Raw genomic sequence first — 17,200 nt, forward strand, 5'->3', positions numbered from 1 at the left:
GGAGGTGCCTGCCCCTCGAAAACGTCGTGGTGATCTGCTGCGCGTTCAGCTCTGGGGGAGGTGGCGCTGATCGGCGTCGAGTTCGTCCGTCACTCGCTCGATGTCGCGCGCTGCCTGGTCGAGGCGCTCGCGACCCTGGCTACTAGTCCAGTCCTTCGAAGCCTGCATGATCCGTTCCACCTCGTATGTGCTCAGGCCCGCCATGCCGCGTCGTGCAGCTTCGATCGTCGCGAACGCTCCGCGCGACTGGCCATCTCCGACGAGTGAGCTGGCGAGGTCGTCGCGGCGCCGAGCCTCCTCGAGCGCACTGAGAGCTGCGCGCTCGCCCGCTCCTGCCGTGAGCAGCGAACTGACGAGACGGCTGCCCAACAACCCCTCCCTCGCGCCCCACCAGAGGCGCCCGGACTCTTCGAGGCGCTCCCGCTCGCCAGGATCGGCCCTCCAGCCTGCTCGGGCGAGACGCCCGAGCTCGGACTCGACGGGAGTGGCGGTAGCGCTCAGCATCCCGTGTCCCTGGAAGGCTGCGATTCGCTCGACGATGCTCTCGGCCTCGGCCGTCGCGCGCGCGAGCTCGTCCTCTTCCTCCAGGTTCTCCGTGGAAACGCTGATGTCGAGCGCAGGTGCTCGCTTCAGGAGCTCGCGCGAGTCGAGCTGGTAGTACTCGTGCCCGGTCTCGCGTCGGAACTCCGAGACGAGGAGAGGGTGGGGGACGGTCGGCATGCCAGCGCCTCCGGCCTGCCACCAGTCGCCTTTCGCGTCGTCGGTGACGAGCACGACGTCGGTCTCGTGCTTGCGGGCATGGGCGAGAACTTCGCACCAGAGCAGGTAATCGCCGGCTGCCGCGGCGGCACCGCTGGCGGCGGCCTTGTGCGCGTCGTCGTACCCGGGCGGAAGCCTCAGAGGGACGCGGATCGAGGTGAAGTCCCGAACGCGTGCTGCCAAGTTCTTCGCTCGCGGTGGCTGTCCAACGTGGCCCTCAAGTAGGGCTTCGAGCTGGTTGAGGATCGGGTCGTCGGCCAGGTCGATGCGGTGCGGATCGTCCTCCTCAAGCGCGGCGAGGCCGTCGACGATCTGCCCGAGCAGAGGGTCCACGAGCGCCCTCACGGCCGCGGAGGTCTCGTCGTAGCGCCCGTCGCCCCCGAAGGACTTCACGGCCTTGTGGAGAGTCGTCGTGGCCGTGCGGAGGGCTGCGTAGGCGTCGCTGATCCCCGCGGCAACGACTGGACGGTTGCGGTGGAACTCGACGCCCACCTGGTAGGGGAGGAACAGGCGCTCGCCGATGGTCTTGAACACCTCGAGCCGTTTCGTGCGCAAATCGGGGGAGGCGCGGTACAGGCCGAGGAGCACATTCGTGTCCAGCACGACCGTCGCGTTGACGAGCGCACCGTCGACTTCGCCGTCGTCGGGCCGCTCGTAGTGGTGGCTGAACTGGGATCGCACGCGCACACGCTACGCCCTCGGCGCTCGCTGTCAGTGGGGTCGGGTACGTTCGCGCACACACGAAGCCCCGACCGCACCCCCCTTGGCGGTCGGGGCTCGTCGCGTCTGGGCTCAGCGACGTTCGACGGCGTCGGCCCAGAGCCACACCCACCCCTCGCGTCCCTCGCGCGAGATGTATCGGACGTGGACCTGGCGGCCGGCCCATGCGACGGCCTCGCCGTCGACGCGGGCCTCACCGCTCTGGCGCTGCGTGATCCACGCGCGCACCGGGATGCCCTCGGCCGGGCGCACGATCGCCACGCCGCGGCGCGCGAGCTCGGGCGCCTCCTCGGCGTGGTCGCGCATCGGGACCGTCTCGATGCCGGACGGCCAGCCGCCCGGAGGCGGGCGTCGACGAGTACCCACGACACAATCGTATTCGAACACCAGTTCTAACAACGACGTAGCCTGGACGGGTGACGGCGACTGCGCTCGACCCGCTCGAGGTGGCTCGCGCGACCCTGCGTCGCGCCGAGCTGCGCACGGGCGTGCGCGCTTCGACGCCGGGCGTCATCGACCTCGACGACGCGCCGCGGCCGCTCGGCGCGATCCTCGACGAAGGGCGACTGCCGCGCGGCGCGGCCAGCGTCGTGACGGGCTCGGCGTCGCTCCTGCTCGCGCTGCTCGCGACGTCGCAGGGCACCTTGGACTGGCTCGCCGTGGTGGGAGCGCCCGGCCTCGGGATGCTCGCGGCCGCCGACGCCGGCGTGGCGCTCGAGCGCGTCGCGCTCGTGCCTCGCGCCGGGGACGATCCTGCTGGCGTCGTTGCCGCTCTGATTGACGGCATGACGTACGTCGTCGTCGGGCCGGACGCCCGGCTCACGGCGTCCGAGCGCCGGCGGCTGCTCGCCCGTGCACGCGAGCGCGGCTCGGGGCTCGTGAGTGTGAGCCCGTGGGAGCAGGCCGCGGTGCGCCTCGATGTCGTCGAGCACCGGTGGTCCGGCGTCGACGGTGGTGGCGGCTACCTGCGGCGCTGCGAGCTCGATGTCGCGCGCACGGCGCGCGGGGTCACAGATCGCTGGACGGTCACGCTCCCCATGCCCGCGGGACCGCTCGTCGACTCGGTCGCGGGACACGCGCGACCTGCTGCTCCACCGGCACGGCGCGGACCGCTGCGACTTGTCGGCTGAGCGCTCGGCCCTACGACGAGCGCGCCCCCGCGATCGCGATCTCGACGATGGCGTCAGGATCGATCGAGTGTCGGACGCACACCTCGCTCGACGATTCGGGAAGCATCAGATGCGTTCCGAGGAAGGCGTTCGCGAGCCGCGGGTACCAACGTTGCGACCGGTCGTCGACGGCCTCGACTGTGAACGAGACGACCATGGCGTCGCCGAGTCCACGCAGGCGCTGTGTCCGTTCGTGCCGCCAGTAGGTCGCCTCTCCGCCCCAGTTCTGCAGGAGCGGGCGAGCGCCGGGATTCTGCTCGGTGACGTCCGCGCGGTTGCTGATCGCCCACACCATGCCTCTTCGGTCCCCGGTCGTGCCGTCCAGAGGTGCGCGCTGTGCCCACAGCTCGTCGCGCTCGCGCGCGTCTAGAAACCCGTTCTCCACGCCGGCGTCGAGCTTGTCGCGGATGAGCTCGTCGTCGAGCGCCCGTAACCCGTGGTCCCAGATCATCGCGACCTCGTGGGGCAGGAGCCGTGTTGCGTGGTGGACGAGAACCCTGCAGCCGTCGAGCGCCTCAGCGATGCTCTGGCGGGCTTCGTCCCCGGGCTCAAGATCAGTGGTGTTATCGGGCTCGCGGATCAGGCTCGCTGCGTCAGCTACGGCGCGGCGCACGTCCGGCGGCCACGTCGTCGGATCATCGACTTCCACGGTCGGTCGCCCGGTTCGGTCCACGCGCAGAACCTACCTGCCTGAGGGGACCAGCGTGCGTGGATCGCGACTGCGGCACACCGTGGACTCATCCGGACGAGAGGAGCACGCGGTGGCGGTGACGATCGAGACGTACCACCAGGACGACCAGTGGCACGTGCGGCGCGAGGGTGAGCGCACGGCGCTGTCGAGCCATGCGACCAAGGACGAGGCGATCGCCGAAGGTCGCACGGTCGCCCAGCGGGAGAAGGCCGAGCACGTCATCAAGAATCTCGACGGGACGATCGCCGAGAAGAACAGCTACGGCAACGACCCGCGCAACGTGCCGGGCTGACCCGTGCCGCGGGCGACGGCGATGCCGTACGACGTCGCCCTCGCGCGCGCGGTCGAGCAGATCCCCGCGCCGGGCGCGCTCGAGGGCGGGTGTCGCTACGAGCCGAAGTGGGACGGGTACCTTCACTGAACTCCAGTCACCCGCGCGGCACCGAACGACGGCGTTCCGCGAACCGCCGCACCGGCTCGACTAGATCGTCATACGGCGATAACATCGCTATATGGCGATCATAGGTGTCTCGGTGGATCGTGAGCTCGACGTTGCGGCTACTGCTGTGTACGCGGAGCTGTTCCACGCGTTGTCGGAGCCCACGAGGTTGGCGATCGTGCAGCACCTGGCGGTCGGCGAGCATCGCGTGCGTGATCTTGTGGAGCACATGGGGCTTGCGCAGTCGACGGTGAGCAAGCATCTGGCGTGCTTGCGCGAGTGCGGGCTGGTCGCGGTCCGTGTGGAGGGTCGGGCATCGTGGTTCTCGCTGTCCGAGCCTGACCTCTTGGCGGGCTTGTTCTCGGGGGCGGAGCGCCTGCTCGGTGCCACGGGGGAACAGGTGAGGCTGTGCTCGCACTTGGTGCACCCGATGGCCAATGCGGGGGGTGAGTCCTGATGGGTGCTGGGCACAGCCACGGCGTGAGCGAGCCGGGGTCGGGCAGTAGCCGATCTCTTCGGCGCCGGCTCGCCGTCGTGTTCGGGTTGACGGCGACGGTTGTGGTGGCGCAGGCGATCGGGTCGTGGGTCACCGGTAGTCTGGCGCTGTTGACGGATACCGCGCATGCGCTGACGGACGCGACGGGCTTGCTGGTGGCGTTGATCGCGGCGACCTTGATGCTCAAGCCCGCGAATAAGCACCGCACCTGGGGTTTTCGGCGGATCGAGGTCATCGCCGCGCTCGCTCAGGCGACGTTGCTGATCGTCGTTGGCGTCTATGCCGCTATCGAGGGTGTGCGGCGGCTGGTAGAGCCCCCGGAGGTTGCCTCGTCGGAACTTCTTGCCTTCGGCGTCATCGGCCTGGTCGCCAACATCACGGGGATCGTGATCCTGTCCTCGAGTCGGGGTGCGAACTTCAACATGCGCGCTGCGTTCCTCGAGGTCCTCAACGATGCTCTCGGCTCGCTCGGGGTGATCGTGGCGGCGATCGTGATCGCGACGACGGGCTTTCAGCGCGCGGACGCGATCGCGGGTCTGTTCATCGCTGCTCTGATCGTGCCCCGGGCGGTCACGATCATGCGTGAGACGACAGGGGTGCTGATGGAGTTCACGCCCAAGGGGCTAGATCTGGACCAGGTGCGTGCCCACATCCTGGGGCTTCCCCATGTGCGTGACGTGCACGACTTGCACGCCTCGACCGTGGCGACCGGGTTGCCGACGATCTCCGCGCACGTGGTCGTGGACGACGGATGCTTCACCGACGGGCACGCCCCTGCGATCTTGCATGACATCCGTGAGTGTGTGGCGGAGCACTTCCCGGTCTCGTTGGAGCACTCGACGTTCCAGCTCGAGACCGAGGCGCTGCGCGAGCATGAGCCGGCCGGCTCGCGACACGCATGACCGACGTCGTACAAGGTTGCGGGATCAGCGGGCGTCGTTGAGGCGGCGTAGGTAGTCGTTGTAGGCGTCCAGGTCGGGGTCGCCGTACTGGTCGATGCGCGTGTCAGCGGCACGGGTGCGCCGGGTCTCGTCCTTGTTCCAGCGCACGAAGATGATGAGCAGCATGATCAGCGAGGGCAGCTCGCCGTAGGACCAGGCGAGCGCGCCCGCCGTGCCCTGGTCGGCGAGCACGTCGACTCCCCATGACTGCGGGGGATGGGTAAAGGCTGAGACGAGGGGTGCGCTCGCCATCATGACGATGACGCCGAAGAACGCGTGCGTCGGCATCTCGATGAACATGTCGGCCGCCCGCCCGAGGTGGCCCTGGGGGCGGGGGAGCGGGTCGCGGGAGAGTACCGGGACGGTGAACAACAAGCCCGCGACGAGGAAGAGTAGTTCGAGCGACAGGTGCCCGCCCCAGCTCTGCAGCAGGTCCCCGGCGAGCGGGCTCAGATACAGGGCGTAGAAGCACAGGAGGAACAGCGGGATCATCAGTGCCGGGTGGAGCAACACCCGTCCCGGCCAGGAGCGCAGGCCCCAACGAGCAGCACCGAGCACGTGGCGACCGATCCGGTTGTGCGGGGTGGCGCGCAGCAGCAGCGTGCCCGGGCGGCCGAGCACGAGCAGAGGCGGGACTGCCATCATGAGGGTGAGCTGCTGAAACATGAACACCGAGTACATCTCGAGGCCGTAGCCCTCGACACCGGCGCCCATCACGACGACGAGGACGGCGCACCCAGTCAGGAACGACAGCGTCGCCCAGGGCGACCAGCGCCGCCCGGAGGCCCAGACACGTACCGCTCCTGTGAGGTAGAGCCCGGCCGCGATCAGCGCGATGACAGGGATCACCGGGATGGGCTGCAGGGTCGGTGCAAGGAACGTCTCCCACGACGGGGGCTCGGTCGGCAACCACACCGGACCCTCGAACTCCGTGGCCACGAACCCGGACACGCCCTACCCCTTCACTGCGCGAATGATCGCCCGGACCGTAACAGAACCGTCTGTACACCCCGTTCCGGAAGCATCCAGCATGAACCTCTATCATCGGGCACGCCATGGTCACCGCGACTCGTCACCGCGTCGGCGCAGCCGCCCTGCGCGCTGTGCTGGTCGTCGTGCTGCTCGCGCTCGCCGGGCTGCTCGGTACGACCGTGATCGAGTCCGAGACGCCGGCCGCGGCCGCGCACGTCGCATCCTTCGTCCAGGCAGATCCCGCCCTCCAAGACGCGGCGCAACCGACCGACCGGCAAGACCCGGGACACATCGACGCCCTGACCTTGCTGTGCCTGTGCGCCCTGATCGTGCTCGCCGTCGTCCTGCTCGCTCGCGGTTCACTGCTGCATCGGCTCGTGCCCAGACGTCTCCAGCGTGGGCGACCGATCCCGATCTTTGTAGGCATGATTTTGCCCTCATCGAAGCCGCTGACCTGGGGCGTGTGCCGGACATAGTCGTCCGCCGGCGAGGGATTGTTCCCTCACCACCGCAGCCCCTGGCCGAAACTGCACTGCCAGCTCTAGCCACCGTCGCTCTCGTACAACTGCTCGAGAGCGTCTCCCGCGCCGGATCGGCGCCGGAACGTGGCGTGGAGCGAGCCGTGCCGCCCCCTGTGCCCTGCACCCGTGGCGTACCCCTTCGAGGATCCCGATGGAGCTCTCCAACCTGAGCGTGCTGTTGGTGTGGTCGAGCGCAACAGCACTGGTGATCGCCCTGATCGCCTTCGCCCTCGACCTCGCCCAGCACGCCGAACGACGCGTCCACCCTGCTCCTGCTGACGCGACCGATGTCCTGGTCCCACGACGTGCAGCCGGAATTGCGATGGCGACGACGTGGCTCGCCACAGGGCTGCTGGCCGCGGCGATCGTGCTGCGTGGCCTCGCTGCCGGCAGGACACCGTGGGCGAACATGTACGAGTTCACGCTCGTGGGAACGTTCGCGGCCCTGGTCGCGTTCGTCCTGCTCAACCTGCGCCGGGACCTGCGGTTCGCCGGCGCGTTCATCGCCGGCACGGCCGCGCTGTTCCTGGTGCTGGCGCTGAACGCCTTCTACACCCCCGCGACAGGGCTGTTCCCCGCCCTGCAGTCGTACTGGCTGGTGATCCATGTCGGTGTCGCGATCGGCGCAACCGGCATCTTCACGGTCGCATGCATCCTTTCCGCCTTGCAGCTGCTACGTGACCACCGCGAGGACGGCGGCGTCGTGCTCGGGCGACGGTGGTGGCGCTGGCTCGAGGTGATGCCGGCCCCGAACGAGCTGGAGTCCATGGCGTTTCGGCTCAACGCCGTCGGCTTCGTCGCCTGGACGTTCACCCTGATCGGCGGGGCGATCTGGGCCGAAAGCGCCTGGGGTCGCTATTGGGGGTGGGACCCCAAGGAGGTGTGGACCTTCATCATCTGGATCGTCTACGCCGCCTACCTGCACGCGCGCACCACGCGCGGATGGACGGGCCGGCGCGCCGCGTGGCTCGTGCTGGTCGGGTTCGCCTGCGTGATCTTCAACTTCACGGTGGTCAACCTCCTCATCAACGGCAAGCACTCCTACTCCGGGCTGACAGCCGGATGAACACCACCACGCAACACCAGGTCGTCGTCATCGGCGGCGGCCAGGCGGGGCTCGTGACCGCTGCCCTGCTCGCCCAAGCGGGGACGGACTACGTCGTCGTGGACGACCAACGTCGTGCCGGAGAGTCCTGGGCGCGACGCTGGGATTCTCTTCGGCTGGTGACCCCGGCCCGGTACGCCACCCTGCCCGACTTCGCGTCCCCATGGCCACCGGACTACTTCCCCACGAAGAACGAGGTCGCACGGTACCTGGCCGCCTACGCAGCCCACCACCAGCTGCGCGTTCGGCACAGCTTCCGTGTCGAGCAGCTCGAGACGGACCGCGCGGGCGCATTCATCGCCTCCGGACCCGCGGGCGTGATCGTCGCCGCACAGGTCGTCGTCGCCACCGGCGCCTACCAGAAGCCGTGGATCCCCGACGCCGCGCGAGGAGCAGACCCGGGACTCGTCCAGCTGCACTCGGACGACTACCGCACTCCCGCCGCCACTCCGGGCGGGCGGGTGCTGGTCGTGGGGGCAGGGAACTCCGGCGTGCAGATCGCGCTCGAGCTCGCCCGCGCCGGGCGTGAGGTCCACCTCGCGTGCGGCGGGCGCCTGCGCAGCGTGCGACAGGTCATCGCGGGCCGAGACCTGTTCTGGTGGATGACCCGTACCGCCATCATGCGGGCCTCGGCCGACGGCCCGATCGGCCGGCGCTTGCCCACCACCGACCCGGTGATCGGGATCAGCGAGTCCGACCTGCGTTCCGCCGGGATCGTGCTGCGCGGGCGCGTGAGCGCTGTCACCGGCACCGCAGTGACGTTCGCCGATGACGCGACCTGGGAGCCGCACACGATCGTGTGGGCCACCGGGTACCGGCCGGACGATGCCTGGATCACGATCCCCGGCGCCCTGGGCGCGGACAAGACCCTCCTGCACGACGAGCACCGCACCCGCATCCCCGGGCTTCATGTCATCGGAAGGCCGCGGCAACGCACACGCGGGTCGTCCCTCCTGGGGTTCGTCACAGACGATGCCCAGCGGATGGTCCGCTTCCTGACCAGCTGCCCACCGCGGAGCACGACCGCAACCAGTACGAGACGAAGCGACTCATGAACATCCCCTGGACCGCGATCATCGCCGGCATCGTGCCCTCCATCGGCGTCGGCCTGCTCTTCTGGCTCGCGATGCGCGCCATCGTGCACGCCGACCGCAACGAGCGCAGAGCCTTGGCCGAGCTCGACCGCCAACAAGTCGCTGAGACCGACCCGAGCCCGGGCTACCCGCCCTCGGCCGCATCCGACGTCACATCCCAGGACGTCGTCGACCCACCAAACAACCCGCACGCCCACGACCACCGAGGAACCTCATGACCACCCGCCGCATCCTCCAGTCCGTCCTCCTGCTCGGCGTCGCCGGCCTGCTCGCGATCCTGGTCTGGTTCATCCTGTCATCGGGAACCGACGACGCCGACGCCTCAGCGCAGAGCGGCGATCCGCAGGTCGTGCGCGAGGACAGCCACGTCATCAATCAGGCACCCGACGAGAAGGCCGTCCTCGTGGAGTTTCTCGACTTCGAGTGCGAGGTGTGCCGCGCCTACTATCCGACTGTCGAACAGTTGCGCGAGCAGTACAGCGACGAGCTCACCCTCGTGATCCGCTACTTCCCCATCCCCTCCCACGCCAACGCGAACAACGCGGCTATCGCGGTCGAGGCCGCAGCACGGCAGGGCGAGCTCGAGGCGATGTACCAGCAGATGTACGCCACCCAGGCTGATTGGGGCGAGGCTCGCGACTCCAAGGCGCACGTGTTCCGCGGGTTCGCCGAGGAAATGGGCCTGGACATGGCGCAGTACGACGCCGACGTCGCCGACCCGAAGGTCGCAGCACGGGTGCAGCGTGATTTCGACGAGGGGCGGGCCCTGGGCGTGGGCGGCACACCGACGTTCTTCCTTGACGGCGAGAAGGTCAGCGTCGAGAACCCGGGCGACCTCACCCGAGCCGTCGAGGCTGCTCTCGCGCAGTGAGCATCACCGAGACCGTCTTCTCCGGCGACCTGCTGCTCGCTGTTCCGCTCGCGATGCTCGCCGGGCTGGTGTCCTTCGCCTCGCCGTGCATCCTGCCGCTGGTGCCGGGCTATCTCGGCTACGTCGGGGGTCTGGGGCGGGAGACCACTCGTCGTCGCCTGCTGCTCGGGGTGGGGTTGTTCATCGCAGGGTTCACCGTCGTGTTCGTCGCCTACGGTGCTCTCTTCGGAGCGTTGGGGTCGTGGCTGGTGCAACGCCAGGACATGCTGATCCGGGTTCTGGGTGCCCTGGTGGTCGTCATGGGGCTGGTGTTCGTCGGGCAGGTCGGGCCCCTGCAACGGGTGGTGCGCCCGTCCTGGACGCCGCGTGTGGGGATCGCCGGGGCGCCCGTGCTCGGGTTGGTGTTCGGGCTGGGATGGACGCCGTGCCTGGGCCCTACGCTCGTAGCTATCTCGGCGCTGAGCGTGGACGCCGGCACGGCCGGGCGTGGGGCGCTGTTGGCCCTGGCGTACTGCCTGGGCCTGGGTGTGCCCTTCGTGCTCGTCGCGTGGGGGCTCGGCTGGGCCCAGCGGTCGATGACGTTCTTACGCCAGCACCTGCGCGCCATCAACGTCGCCGGTGGCTTCATCCTCGTGCTCATCGGGATCTCGATGGTCACAGGGCTGTGGACCGCGTTGATGACGACGATGCAGGGCTGGGTCGGGGGCTTCGTGACCCCGATCTAGCCGCCGTTCCTGGGCGCATTGAGGCGGCCCGGAGCAATGCTGGTGCGGGGTTCACCCGGTGCTCAGACGCCGGCGGTCCTGTCGGGGGCGCTGGAGTCGCCCTGATCGTCGGGCGAGCAGGAGCGCGACGGTGGCAGCTGTCGTCACCACCGCTGCGGCGATTGCGACGAGCGCCCCTCGCGACTGGTCGGCACGCAGCGCGCGGACGTCGTCATATTGCATGGTGAACCACCAGTCCTGCGCGAGCAGCCCGGGGAGGGTGTGCAGAGCAACGCCAAGCGCGGCCAGGCCGACGCCTACGACCGTGACAGCGAGCAGTGCCCGAGAGGCGGGCACCGCGTTGCGGTCCGGGCCGGTCCCGAGCACGACATGGAAGAACACCGTCCCGGCGGCAAGGAACAGCACCTGCATGGCGAGCGTGCCGGCGTGCTCGAACAGCCCCCACTTGAGCCAGCCCGTCCCGAAGTACACGGCCACCAGCGCCACCAGGACTACGGCTGCCACGCCCGGCCGGGCGGACAGCACAGACCGCGAGAGCGTGTCGGCGAGTTCTCTCGGCCCGCCTGACCCGTCTGGACGCGCAGGCAATACCTGCAGAGCGAGCGGGAGCGGGGCGCCCAGGGTGAGGAGCAACGGTACGACCAGGATCAGCAAGGTGGCGTGCAGGACGTGGGTCGACAGGTGGACCGAGGCGTAGACGCCCGCTCCGCCGCTCGTTGCCCAGAGCAGGACGAGGCAGCCTGACACCCACGCGCTGGTGCGTGCCCGCGGCCACGTCAACCCTTGGCGGCGCAGGCGGAACACTCCGGCCAGGTACAGGGTCGCGAGCACGACGGCGAGTGCGACGAAGAGCCAGTCCGGCTGAACCTCGCTGATCATGGTCGAGAACGAGACGGCGGGCGGATAGGGGAAGCCAAGCAGGGACAGGCGGACGTCGAACGCCGACGGGTCCTGAGGTACTGGTGGCGCCATCCGGGACAGCGCGACCGAGGCACCGAACGTCAGCGCCATGATGACCACCTCGACCAGTGCGAGCCGAGCGAACGCTCGTCGGCCGTGAAGCCCGCCCACGTGCGGGATGACTCGTCGTCGTTGCGCCCACCCCGCCGCACCGAGCAGGGCGAGGGCCGCAGTCTTGACCAGCAGCAGACGGCCGTACGGCGTGGCGACCAGGTCGGACGGGTTCGTCAACCGCAGCGAGGCGTTCACCACCCCGGAGGCCGCGGTCGCGGCGAAGCACCACGCAGCGGCGGTGGAGTAGCGCGTGACCACGATCGGGAGCGAGCCGCGCAGGCGCGGCAGCAGCAGGGCCAGGCCCGCCAGGCCTCCGACCCACACGGTCACGGCCACGAGGTGCACGATCAGGCTGTTCACGGCGTTGGCATGCTCCTCGGTTCCGGCGGCGTGACCCACGAGGGCCACGGGCAGGAGTGCCACCAGGGCGAACGCCAGCGCGAGGACGACGCGGGACACCGTGCGTGCGGCGGTGAGCGTGAGGAGAGTCGCGAGGACGAGCAGCGTGGAGATCGCCAGGTATTGGCCCAGGTCGATCGATGTCGCGTAGTGCAGCGCCTGGGTCCAGAACCCCGGCTCCTGCGGGCCCGTGCCGATGGAGTTCCCGGCGGTGAGCGCGACGACCACGACGGCAGAGATGAACCACAGAGACGAGGACCAGGCTGCCCAGCGCGCGGCTCGCCACTGCCAGTAGGACAGTGCTTCGGGCTCGTCGGACTGGCCCGGCAGGATGCTGGCGGCCAGCACCAGCAGCCCGATGGTCAGTGCCGCCGTCGCGTCGTGCAGTGCGCGCGCGGCGGGAAGCCCGTAGCGCACGACGGCACCGGGGTTCATGAGGAGCCTGACGTCGAGCTCGCCCGCAGCAGATAACAATGCCAGGGCGACGAGGACGACGAGGGTCGCGCACCCTAGAACCAGGGGCATGGCAGCCCATAGGGACCGTGGAGCCGTCCGTGTGGGATGGTCCGGTGCGCGGGCAGGGTCGGGCAGCGAGGGTGTCGAGGTCATGACCGTTTCCGTCGAGCGATGCGAGAGGGGGACTCGTCGCGCCCCGGCGCAGGCAGTGATGCGAGGGCTCGTCGGACGGGGGTCGGCGGGGCCGACCATGTGGGGCGCGGTCAGGAAGAACCAGCGACGAGCTCGGGTGCAGCCGGCGGGCCGCGGGTGGGAGCGGTGGAGAAGGGCCTGCCGTGCGGCCTGGCCACGCGGCGAGCGACACGGACGGGTCGGTGCTGTTCGTGCCGGTAGGCGGGCGCGACATCGCGCATGAGACGCCGACCCAGCCACGCCAGGACGCAGCGGATGGCGTCCTCCCCGCGGGCGAGCGCGAACGCGAGCGTGAGCGTCGCGACGAGGTGCGCGAGCACCATCCATCCCGGAGTCGCGCCGTGCGAGACCGTGATCGGCGCACAGGTCGTCATTTGCGCGTGCTGGACGTGCGGCGCAGAGTCGGTCAGGGGATCCGCGCAGAGATGCGCTCTGTGTCCCAGGACGTCGAACGCACTGTGCAGGGCGAGCTGAGCTGTCCCGAGCACGGCGACCAGGCGCGTCGGGGTGAAGCGGGCCCGGCCCGCGATCGTGGTCGCGGCCAGGGTCAGCGAGACCAGCGCCGCAAGGACGAGCGGATCAGGCATCGTGCCACCGCCAGCAAGGTGAGCGCCGACAGAGAACGACAGGACGAGCACGGAAACGACTGCTGCGCGCGCGAGGCGTGGAGCAGCGGTCGTCGCCGTGGTCGAGGGCATTCCGCGAGCCTACCCACGACCATGACTCCCCTCCGGGTTCAGCCGAAGAGCGTCAGCGTCAGGAGCGTGACGTTCAGCACGACGATGACCATGGCGATCGCGCAGGCCGCCAGGTGCAGCACGACGCCGTTGCGTCGTGCACCCATCACCCGGGCATCGCGGGTGACGACGACCAGCGGAATCAGCGCGAACGGGATGCCGAAACTGAGCACGACCTGGCTGATGACGAGCATGCTGGTGGGTGACAGGTCGGTGGTGAGCAGCAGCAGGGCCGGGGTGAGGGTGACCAGGCGTCGTACCACCAGCGGGATCTGCACGCGCAGGAGGCCATGCATGATCTCCGCACCTGCGTATGCCCCGACCGACGTCGAGGCGAGACCCGAGGCAAGGAGCCCGACGGCGAAGAGCACGGCAACGACGGGACCGAGCGCCCCGGCAATCGCTGCGTAGGCGCCCCCGATCGTGTCGGTGCCATCCTGCCCCGGCAGGTTCGTCGCAGCCAAGAGCAGCATCGCGATGTTCACACCGCCTGCCACGACGAGCGCGATCACCACATCCCAACGCGTTGCCCGCAGCAGATAGGAGGTCTCATGGTCCGTGCGCGATCGACCGTGTCGGTCGCGTGCGAGGGAGGAGTGCAGGTAGATCACGTGCGGCATGACGGTCGCGCCGAGCATCGACGCCGCGAGGAGCACGGACTGCGGCCCGTCGAACCGCGGGATGAGCCCGGCCGCGGCCTGTGACCACGGCGGCGGCGAAACGAACAGTCCAGCGGTGAAGCCGACGGTCAGCACGACGAGCAGCCCGGTGATGACGAACTCGAAGTGGCGCTGTCGACGGCGATGCTGAAGCACGAGAAGCGCGAGGGAGACGGCACCGGTGATCGCCCCGCCGAGCACGAGCGGGAGACCGAAGAGCAGGTTCAGGGCGATCGCCCCACCGATCACCTCAGCGAGGTCGGTTGCCGCCGCGACAAGTTCGGCCTGCCCCCAGTACGCCAGGCGCACCCTGCGAGGGAACCGCTGCCCGACCACCTCCGGCAGGGAACGGCCCGTGACGATGCCGAGCTTCGCGGACAGATACTGCACGACGACGGCCATCGCGTTCGCTGCGACCAGGACCCACACGAGCAGGAAGCCGAACTGTGCGCCGGCCGAGACGTTCGCGGCCACATTGCCGGGGTCGACGTAAGCGACGGACGCGACGAACGCCGGGCCCAGCAGACGGACCACACCGAGGCCCCCGGTGCGTGCTGTACGTGTCGAGTCCTCACGGACCGCAACATCCATACCTGCGAAGTCTACTCTTCGGTCTACCGAAATCCGGTTCCCGTCAGGGTCTCTGGCACGGCTGGCGGTGCCGCAGGGCTACCCAGGCTCTCGGCGCCGACCGGCCGCACTGTGTGGTTGGGCTCCGGGGTCAGTGAACGGTTGCCGTGAGCGTTGGCCGCTCAGTTTCCGAGGACGTGGCCGGCAGGGCGGGGAGCGACGCAGTGCCGCGCGCTGCGCGGACGCCGTTGAGAATGACGACGACCTCGGCGATCTCGTGGACGAGGACGACACCGGCCAGGCCCAACACGCCGAAGAGGGCGAGCGGGAAGAGCACGACGATGATCGCCAGGGCGAGCACGATGTTGGCCGCCATGATCCGTCGGCCGCGCCGGGCGTGCGCCAGACCCTGCGGGACCAGACGCAGGTCAGTTCCTGTGAAGGCGATGTCCGCGGACTCGATGGCAGCGGCGGACCCGCCGACGCCCATCGCGATTCCGACGTTTGCCGCGGCGAGGGCCGGGGCGTCGTTGACGCCGTCGCCGATCATCGCGGTCGGGACGCGCTCAGAGGACCCGCGGACGGCGGCTTCCTTGTCCTGGGGCATCTGGGCCGCGCGCACGTCCGTGATGCCGGCCTGGGTGGCCAGGGCCTGGGCGGTGCGCTCGTTGTCACCGGTGAGCATGGTGACCGACACGCCGTCCTGTGTGAGTCGTCGCACGGCGTAGGCGGCCTCGGGTCGCAGCTCGTCTCGGATCCCGAGGAGAGCGACCGGGTCGCCATCGGCTGCCACGACGACCACTGTGATCCCTTGCTCTTCGAGCGTGAGCGCGGCCGGGCCGAGAGAGCCGGGGTCGATCCAGCGCGTGGTGCCCACGCGGACCTCGAGCCCGTCGACCTTGCCGCGCAGGCCCCGGCCAGGGAGCTCCTCGACGTCGTCGGCTATGGGTGGGCGGGGGGTGGTGGCCAGGATCGCCGCAGCGAGGGGGTGCGTGCTGCGTGCCTCGAGCGCGGCAGCCAGAGCGAGCGCATGGTCCCGAATGGTCCTGGGGCTCGTCACCACGTCGACGACCTCGGGGCGGTTGCGGGTCAGCGTTCCCGTCTTGTCGATCGCGACAGCACGGACGACGCCGAGCTCCTCGAACGCGGCCCCGGACTTGATGATCATCCCGAAGCGGCTTGCGGCGCCGATCGCGGAGATGACCGTAACGGGCACCGCGATGGCCAGCGCGCACGGTGATGCGGCGACGAGCACGACCAGGGCGCGCTGAGTCCACACCCCGGGTTCGCCGACGACAAAGCCCCACACGACGACGACGGCTGCGACGACGAGGACGATCGGCACGAGTGGTCGAGCGATGCGGTCGGCGAGCCGTGCGCGTTCGCCCTTGCGGGCCTGCGCCTCCTCCACGAGCCGAACGATCGTCGTCAGGGAGTTGTCCTGACCGTCGGCGGTCGCTTCGACGAGCAGCGCGCCGCTGCCGTTGATCGCCCCCGCGGGTACCTGGTCGCCGGGACCGACCTCGACCGGGATCGACTCTCCGGTGATCGCGGACGTGTCCAGCGAGCTGCGCCCCTTGGTGACGACGCCGTCCGTCGCCAGACGTTCACCAGCTCGGACCACCAACACGTCCGCCTTGCGCACGGCCGACGCCGGAACCTCCACGTCGCCGGTCACGCGAGAGACACGAGCAGTGGCGGGCATGAGATCGAGCAGAGCGCGCAGCCCGTGCTTGGCGCGGTCCATCGCGCGATCCTCCAGCGCCTCGGCGATGGAGAACAAGAACGCCAGTGCGGCGGCCTCGCCGACATGTCCGAGCGCGACGGCGCCGACCGCGGCGATCGTCATGAGCAGCCCGACCCCCAGCTTGCCCCTGGCCAGGCGGCGCACTGCTCCGGGCACGAATGTCCAGGCTCCCGCAAGCAGGCTTGCGCCCTGCACCACCACGGCCGGCGTCCTCAGACCGGACCACTCAAGGGTGTACCCGACAGCGAGCAACACACCGGAGGCCGCGGGAAGGAGCAACGCCCGGTCGCGCCACCATGGCGTCAACTCCTCGTACCCGTCATCGTCCTTGAGCTGCTGCGACGACGCGCTGGCCGGAGGGGCCGGTGCCGGCTGCAGCCCCAGGCCGGTAGTCGGCGCGAGGCGGCCCTCGAACTCGTCTCCGCCGCAGCACTCCCGACTCACTGGACGCTCCCGCACGTCGTGAAGCCCGCGAGTGTTCCCCGCGGCGCCATGGAGTTGCGGTCCTCCGGGGCCATGGTCTCGATGAAGGTCATGAGCAGGTGCACCCCTCGGGTGAGCAGCAGGTCGGGTCGACGGTGACGACGAGCTTCAGCAGGTCGTCCAGCGCCGGCGCGAGGTGGGAGTCGGCGAGCCGATACCAGGTGCGCCGGCCGTCCGGGATCGCCTCGACCAGACCGCACCCGCGCAGGCACGCGAGCTGGTTCGACATCACCTGCCGCGAGACCCCGAGCGCATCCGCCAGGTCCGAGGGGTACGCCGGCGCCTCGCGCAGCGTGAGCATGATCCGGGCCCGCGTCTCGTCCGACAGCGCGTGGCCGAGCCGGGCGAGTGCGGCGGTGTGGGTGAGGGTCACCGTCTCCATGGGACCGAGAGTACACGCACCCGTGTACTGCGCCTAGGTCAACTCATCGACTAGAGCC

The 17,200-nt window shown here is 69.6% G+C and carries 19 protein-coding genes; 10 read left to right on the forward strand and 9 right to left on the reverse strand.

Features of this window, described 5'->3' with window-relative positions; translation table 11 throughout:
• Positions 1 to 45 precede the first annotated feature (45 nt).
• Positions 46 to 1,440 carry a PIN-like domain-containing protein gene (locus E1O70_RS18340; protein ID WP_128957764.1) on the reverse strand — a complete coding sequence of 465 codons (1,395 nt, stop codon included), beginning with the start codon at positions 1,438 to 1,440 and terminating at the stop codon, positions 46 to 48.
• A 111-nt stretch (positions 1,441 to 1,551) separates the two neighbouring features.
• Entirely contained in the window at positions 1,552 to 1,845 is a 294-nt protein-coding gene (locus E1O70_RS18345; RefSeq protein WP_128957763.1) for a hypothetical protein, read from the reverse strand.
• Positions 1,846 to 1,895: 50 nt separating this feature from the next.
• Here E1O70_RS18345 and E1O70_RS18350 point away from each other — a divergent pair, with 50 nt between their 5' ends.
• Complete coding sequence (locus tag E1O70_RS18350; protein ID WP_061269123.1) at positions 1,896 to 2,609, forward strand: hypothetical protein; 714 nt, start codon at positions 1,896 to 1,898, stop codon at positions 2,607 to 2,609.
• A gap of 10 nt (positions 2,610 to 2,619) precedes the next feature.
• Here the strand turns inward: E1O70_RS18350 and E1O70_RS18355 are convergent, their stop codons facing one another.
• Entirely contained in the window at positions 2,620 to 3,321 is a 702-nt protein-coding gene (locus E1O70_RS18355) for a hypothetical protein (RefSeq protein ID WP_240696762.1), read from the reverse strand.
• Between the two features lie 88 nt (positions 3,322 to 3,409).
• On the opposite strand from E1O70_RS18355, the gene E1O70_RS20530 reads away from it, so the two are divergent.
• The 3 genes from E1O70_RS20530 to E1O70_RS18375 all read left to right on the forward strand — a co-directional run bounded on the left by E1O70_RS20530 (position 3,410) and on the right by E1O70_RS18375 (position 5,176).
• A complete protein-coding gene (locus tag E1O70_RS20530; protein ID WP_061269125.1) occupies positions 3,410 to 3,631 on the forward strand; it encodes a DUF2188 domain-containing protein in 222 nt (73 codons plus the stop codon).
• A 220-nt stretch (positions 3,632 to 3,851) separates the two neighbouring features.
• Positions 3,852 to 4,235: an ArsR/SmtB family transcription factor gene (locus E1O70_RS18370; RefSeq protein WP_061269126.1), complete on the forward strand. Its 384-nt coding sequence runs from the start codon at positions 3,852 to 3,854 to the stop codon at positions 4,233 to 4,235.
• Positions 4,235 to 5,176, forward strand: a complete 942-nt coding sequence (locus tag E1O70_RS18375) for a cation diffusion facilitator family transporter (RefSeq protein ID WP_061269127.1) — start codon at positions 4,235 to 4,237, stop codon at positions 5,174 to 5,176. The genes E1O70_RS18370 and E1O70_RS18375 overlap by 1 nt, the downstream gene beginning before the upstream one ends.
• A gap of 24 nt (positions 5,177 to 5,200) precedes the next feature.
• On the opposite strand, the gene E1O70_RS18380 is transcribed toward E1O70_RS18375, so the two are convergent.
• Entirely contained in the window at positions 5,201 to 6,166 is a 966-nt protein-coding gene (locus tag E1O70_RS18380; RefSeq protein WP_061269128.1) for a cytochrome c oxidase assembly protein, read from the reverse strand.
• 104 nt (positions 6,167 to 6,270) lie between these two features.
• Between E1O70_RS18380 and E1O70_RS18385 the strand changes: the two genes are divergently transcribed.
• The 6 genes from E1O70_RS18385 to E1O70_RS18410 all read left to right on the forward strand — a co-directional run bounded on the left by E1O70_RS18385 (position 6,271) and on the right by E1O70_RS18410 (position 10,503).
• A complete protein-coding gene (locus tag E1O70_RS18385) occupies positions 6,271 to 6,663 on the forward strand; it encodes a hypothetical protein (RefSeq protein ID WP_061269129.1) in 393 nt (130 codons plus the stop codon).
• 196 nt (positions 6,664 to 6,859) lie between these two features.
• Positions 6,860 to 7,774, forward strand: a complete 915-nt coding sequence (ccsB, locus tag E1O70_RS18390; protein WP_061269130.1) for a c-type cytochrome biogenesis protein CcsB — start codon at positions 6,860 to 6,862, stop codon at positions 7,772 to 7,774.
• The gene (locus tag E1O70_RS18395; protein ID WP_082774786.1) at positions 7,771 to 8,868 is read left to right on the forward strand and encodes a flavin-containing monooxygenase; all 1,098 of its coding nucleotides are present in this window, start codon (positions 7,771 to 7,773) and stop codon (positions 8,866 to 8,868) included. The genes ccsB and E1O70_RS18395 overlap by 4 nt, the downstream gene beginning before the upstream one ends.
• Positions 8,865 to 9,125: a hypothetical protein gene (locus tag E1O70_RS18400; protein WP_061269131.1), complete on the forward strand. Its 261-nt coding sequence runs from the start codon at positions 8,865 to 8,867 to the stop codon at positions 9,123 to 9,125. The genes E1O70_RS18395 and E1O70_RS18400 overlap by 4 nt, the downstream gene beginning before the upstream one ends.
• Positions 9,122 to 9,778 (forward strand): DsbA family protein, encoded by a 657-nt coding sequence (locus E1O70_RS18405; protein ID WP_061269132.1) that lies wholly within the window; start codon positions 9,122 to 9,124, stop codon positions 9,776 to 9,778. Before E1O70_RS18400 ends, E1O70_RS18405 begins: the two co-directional genes overlap by 4 nt.
• Entirely contained in the window at positions 9,775 to 10,503 is a 729-nt protein-coding gene (locus E1O70_RS18410; protein WP_240696763.1) for a cytochrome c biogenesis CcdA family protein, read from the forward strand. Before E1O70_RS18405 ends, E1O70_RS18410 begins: the two co-directional genes overlap by 4 nt.
• A gap of 51 nt (positions 10,504 to 10,554) precedes the next feature.
• Here E1O70_RS18410 and E1O70_RS18415 read toward each other — a convergent pair whose 3' ends face one another.
• From E1O70_RS18415 to E1O70_RS18430, 5 genes are all read right to left on the reverse strand, one after another.
• A complete protein-coding gene (locus E1O70_RS18415) occupies positions 10,555 to 12,351 on the reverse strand; it encodes a bifunctional copper resistance protein CopD/cytochrome c oxidase assembly protein (RefSeq protein WP_167496905.1) in 1,797 nt (598 codons plus the stop codon).
• A 284-nt stretch (positions 12,352 to 12,635) separates the two neighbouring features.
• Positions 12,636 to 13,262 (reverse strand): hypothetical protein, encoded by a 627-nt coding sequence (locus E1O70_RS20005; protein ID WP_167496904.1) that lies wholly within the window; start codon positions 13,260 to 13,262, stop codon positions 12,636 to 12,638.
• A gap of 38 nt (positions 13,263 to 13,300) precedes the next feature.
• A complete protein-coding gene (locus tag E1O70_RS18420; protein WP_061269135.1) occupies positions 13,301 to 14,551 on the reverse strand; it encodes an Nramp family divalent metal transporter in 1,251 nt (416 codons plus the stop codon).
• A gap of 130 nt (positions 14,552 to 14,681) precedes the next feature.
• Positions 14,682 to 16,721 (reverse strand): heavy metal translocating P-type ATPase, encoded by a 2,040-nt coding sequence (locus E1O70_RS18425; protein ID WP_082774870.1) that lies wholly within the window; start codon positions 16,719 to 16,721, stop codon positions 14,682 to 14,684.
• A gap of 88 nt (positions 16,722 to 16,809) precedes the next feature.
• Positions 16,810 to 17,142: an ArsR/SmtB family transcription factor gene (locus E1O70_RS18430; protein WP_061269479.1), complete on the reverse strand. Its 333-nt coding sequence runs from the start codon at positions 17,140 to 17,142 to the stop codon at positions 16,810 to 16,812.
• Positions 17,143 to 17,200: the final 58 nt, after the last annotated feature.

It is taken from the genome of Cellulosimicrobium funkei, assembly GCF_004519295.1.
GTDB classification, from domain to species: domain Bacteria; phylum Actinomycetota; class Actinomycetes; order Actinomycetales; family Cellulomonadaceae; genus Cellulosimicrobium; species Cellulosimicrobium funkei.

Coding starts and splice junctions, on each gene's coding strand:
- E1O70_RS18430 (WP_061269479.1), bottom strand. CDS start 17,142: ATGGAGACGGTGACCCTCACCCACACCGCCGCACTCGCCCGGCTCGGC.
- E1O70_RS18405 (WP_061269132.1), top strand. CDS start 9,122: ATGACCACCCGCCGCATCCTCCAGTCCGTCCTCCTGCTCGGCGTCGCC.
- E1O70_RS18385 (WP_061269129.1), top strand. CDS start 6,271: ATGGTCACCGCGACTCGTCACCGCGTCGGCGCAGCCGCCCTGCGCGCT.
- E1O70_RS18395 (WP_082774786.1), top strand. CDS start 7,771: ATGAACACCACCACGCAACACCAGGTCGTCGTCATCGGCGGCGGCCAG.
- E1O70_RS20005 (WP_167496904.1), bottom strand. CDS start 13,262: ATGCCCTCGACCACGGCGACGACCGCTGCTCCACGCCTCGCGCGCGCA.
- E1O70_RS18420 (WP_061269135.1), bottom strand. CDS start 14,551: ATGGATGTTGCGGTCCGTGAGGACTCGACACGTACAGCACGCACCGGG.
- E1O70_RS18415 (WP_167496905.1), bottom strand. CDS start 12,351: ATGAACCCCGGTGCCGTCGTGCGCTACGGGCTTCCCGCCGCGCGCGCA.
- ccsB (WP_061269130.1), top strand. CDS start 6,860: ATGGAGCTCTCCAACCTGAGCGTGCTGTTGGTGTGGTCGAGCGCAACA.
- E1O70_RS18375 (WP_061269127.1), top strand. CDS start 4,235: ATGGGTGCTGGGCACAGCCACGGCGTGAGCGAGCCGGGGTCGGGCAGT.
- E1O70_RS18400 (WP_061269131.1), top strand. CDS start 8,865: ATGAACATCCCCTGGACCGCGATCATCGCCGGCATCGTGCCCTCCATC.
- E1O70_RS18370 (WP_061269126.1), top strand. CDS start 3,852: ATGGCGATCATAGGTGTCTCGGTGGATCGTGAGCTCGACGTTGCGGCT.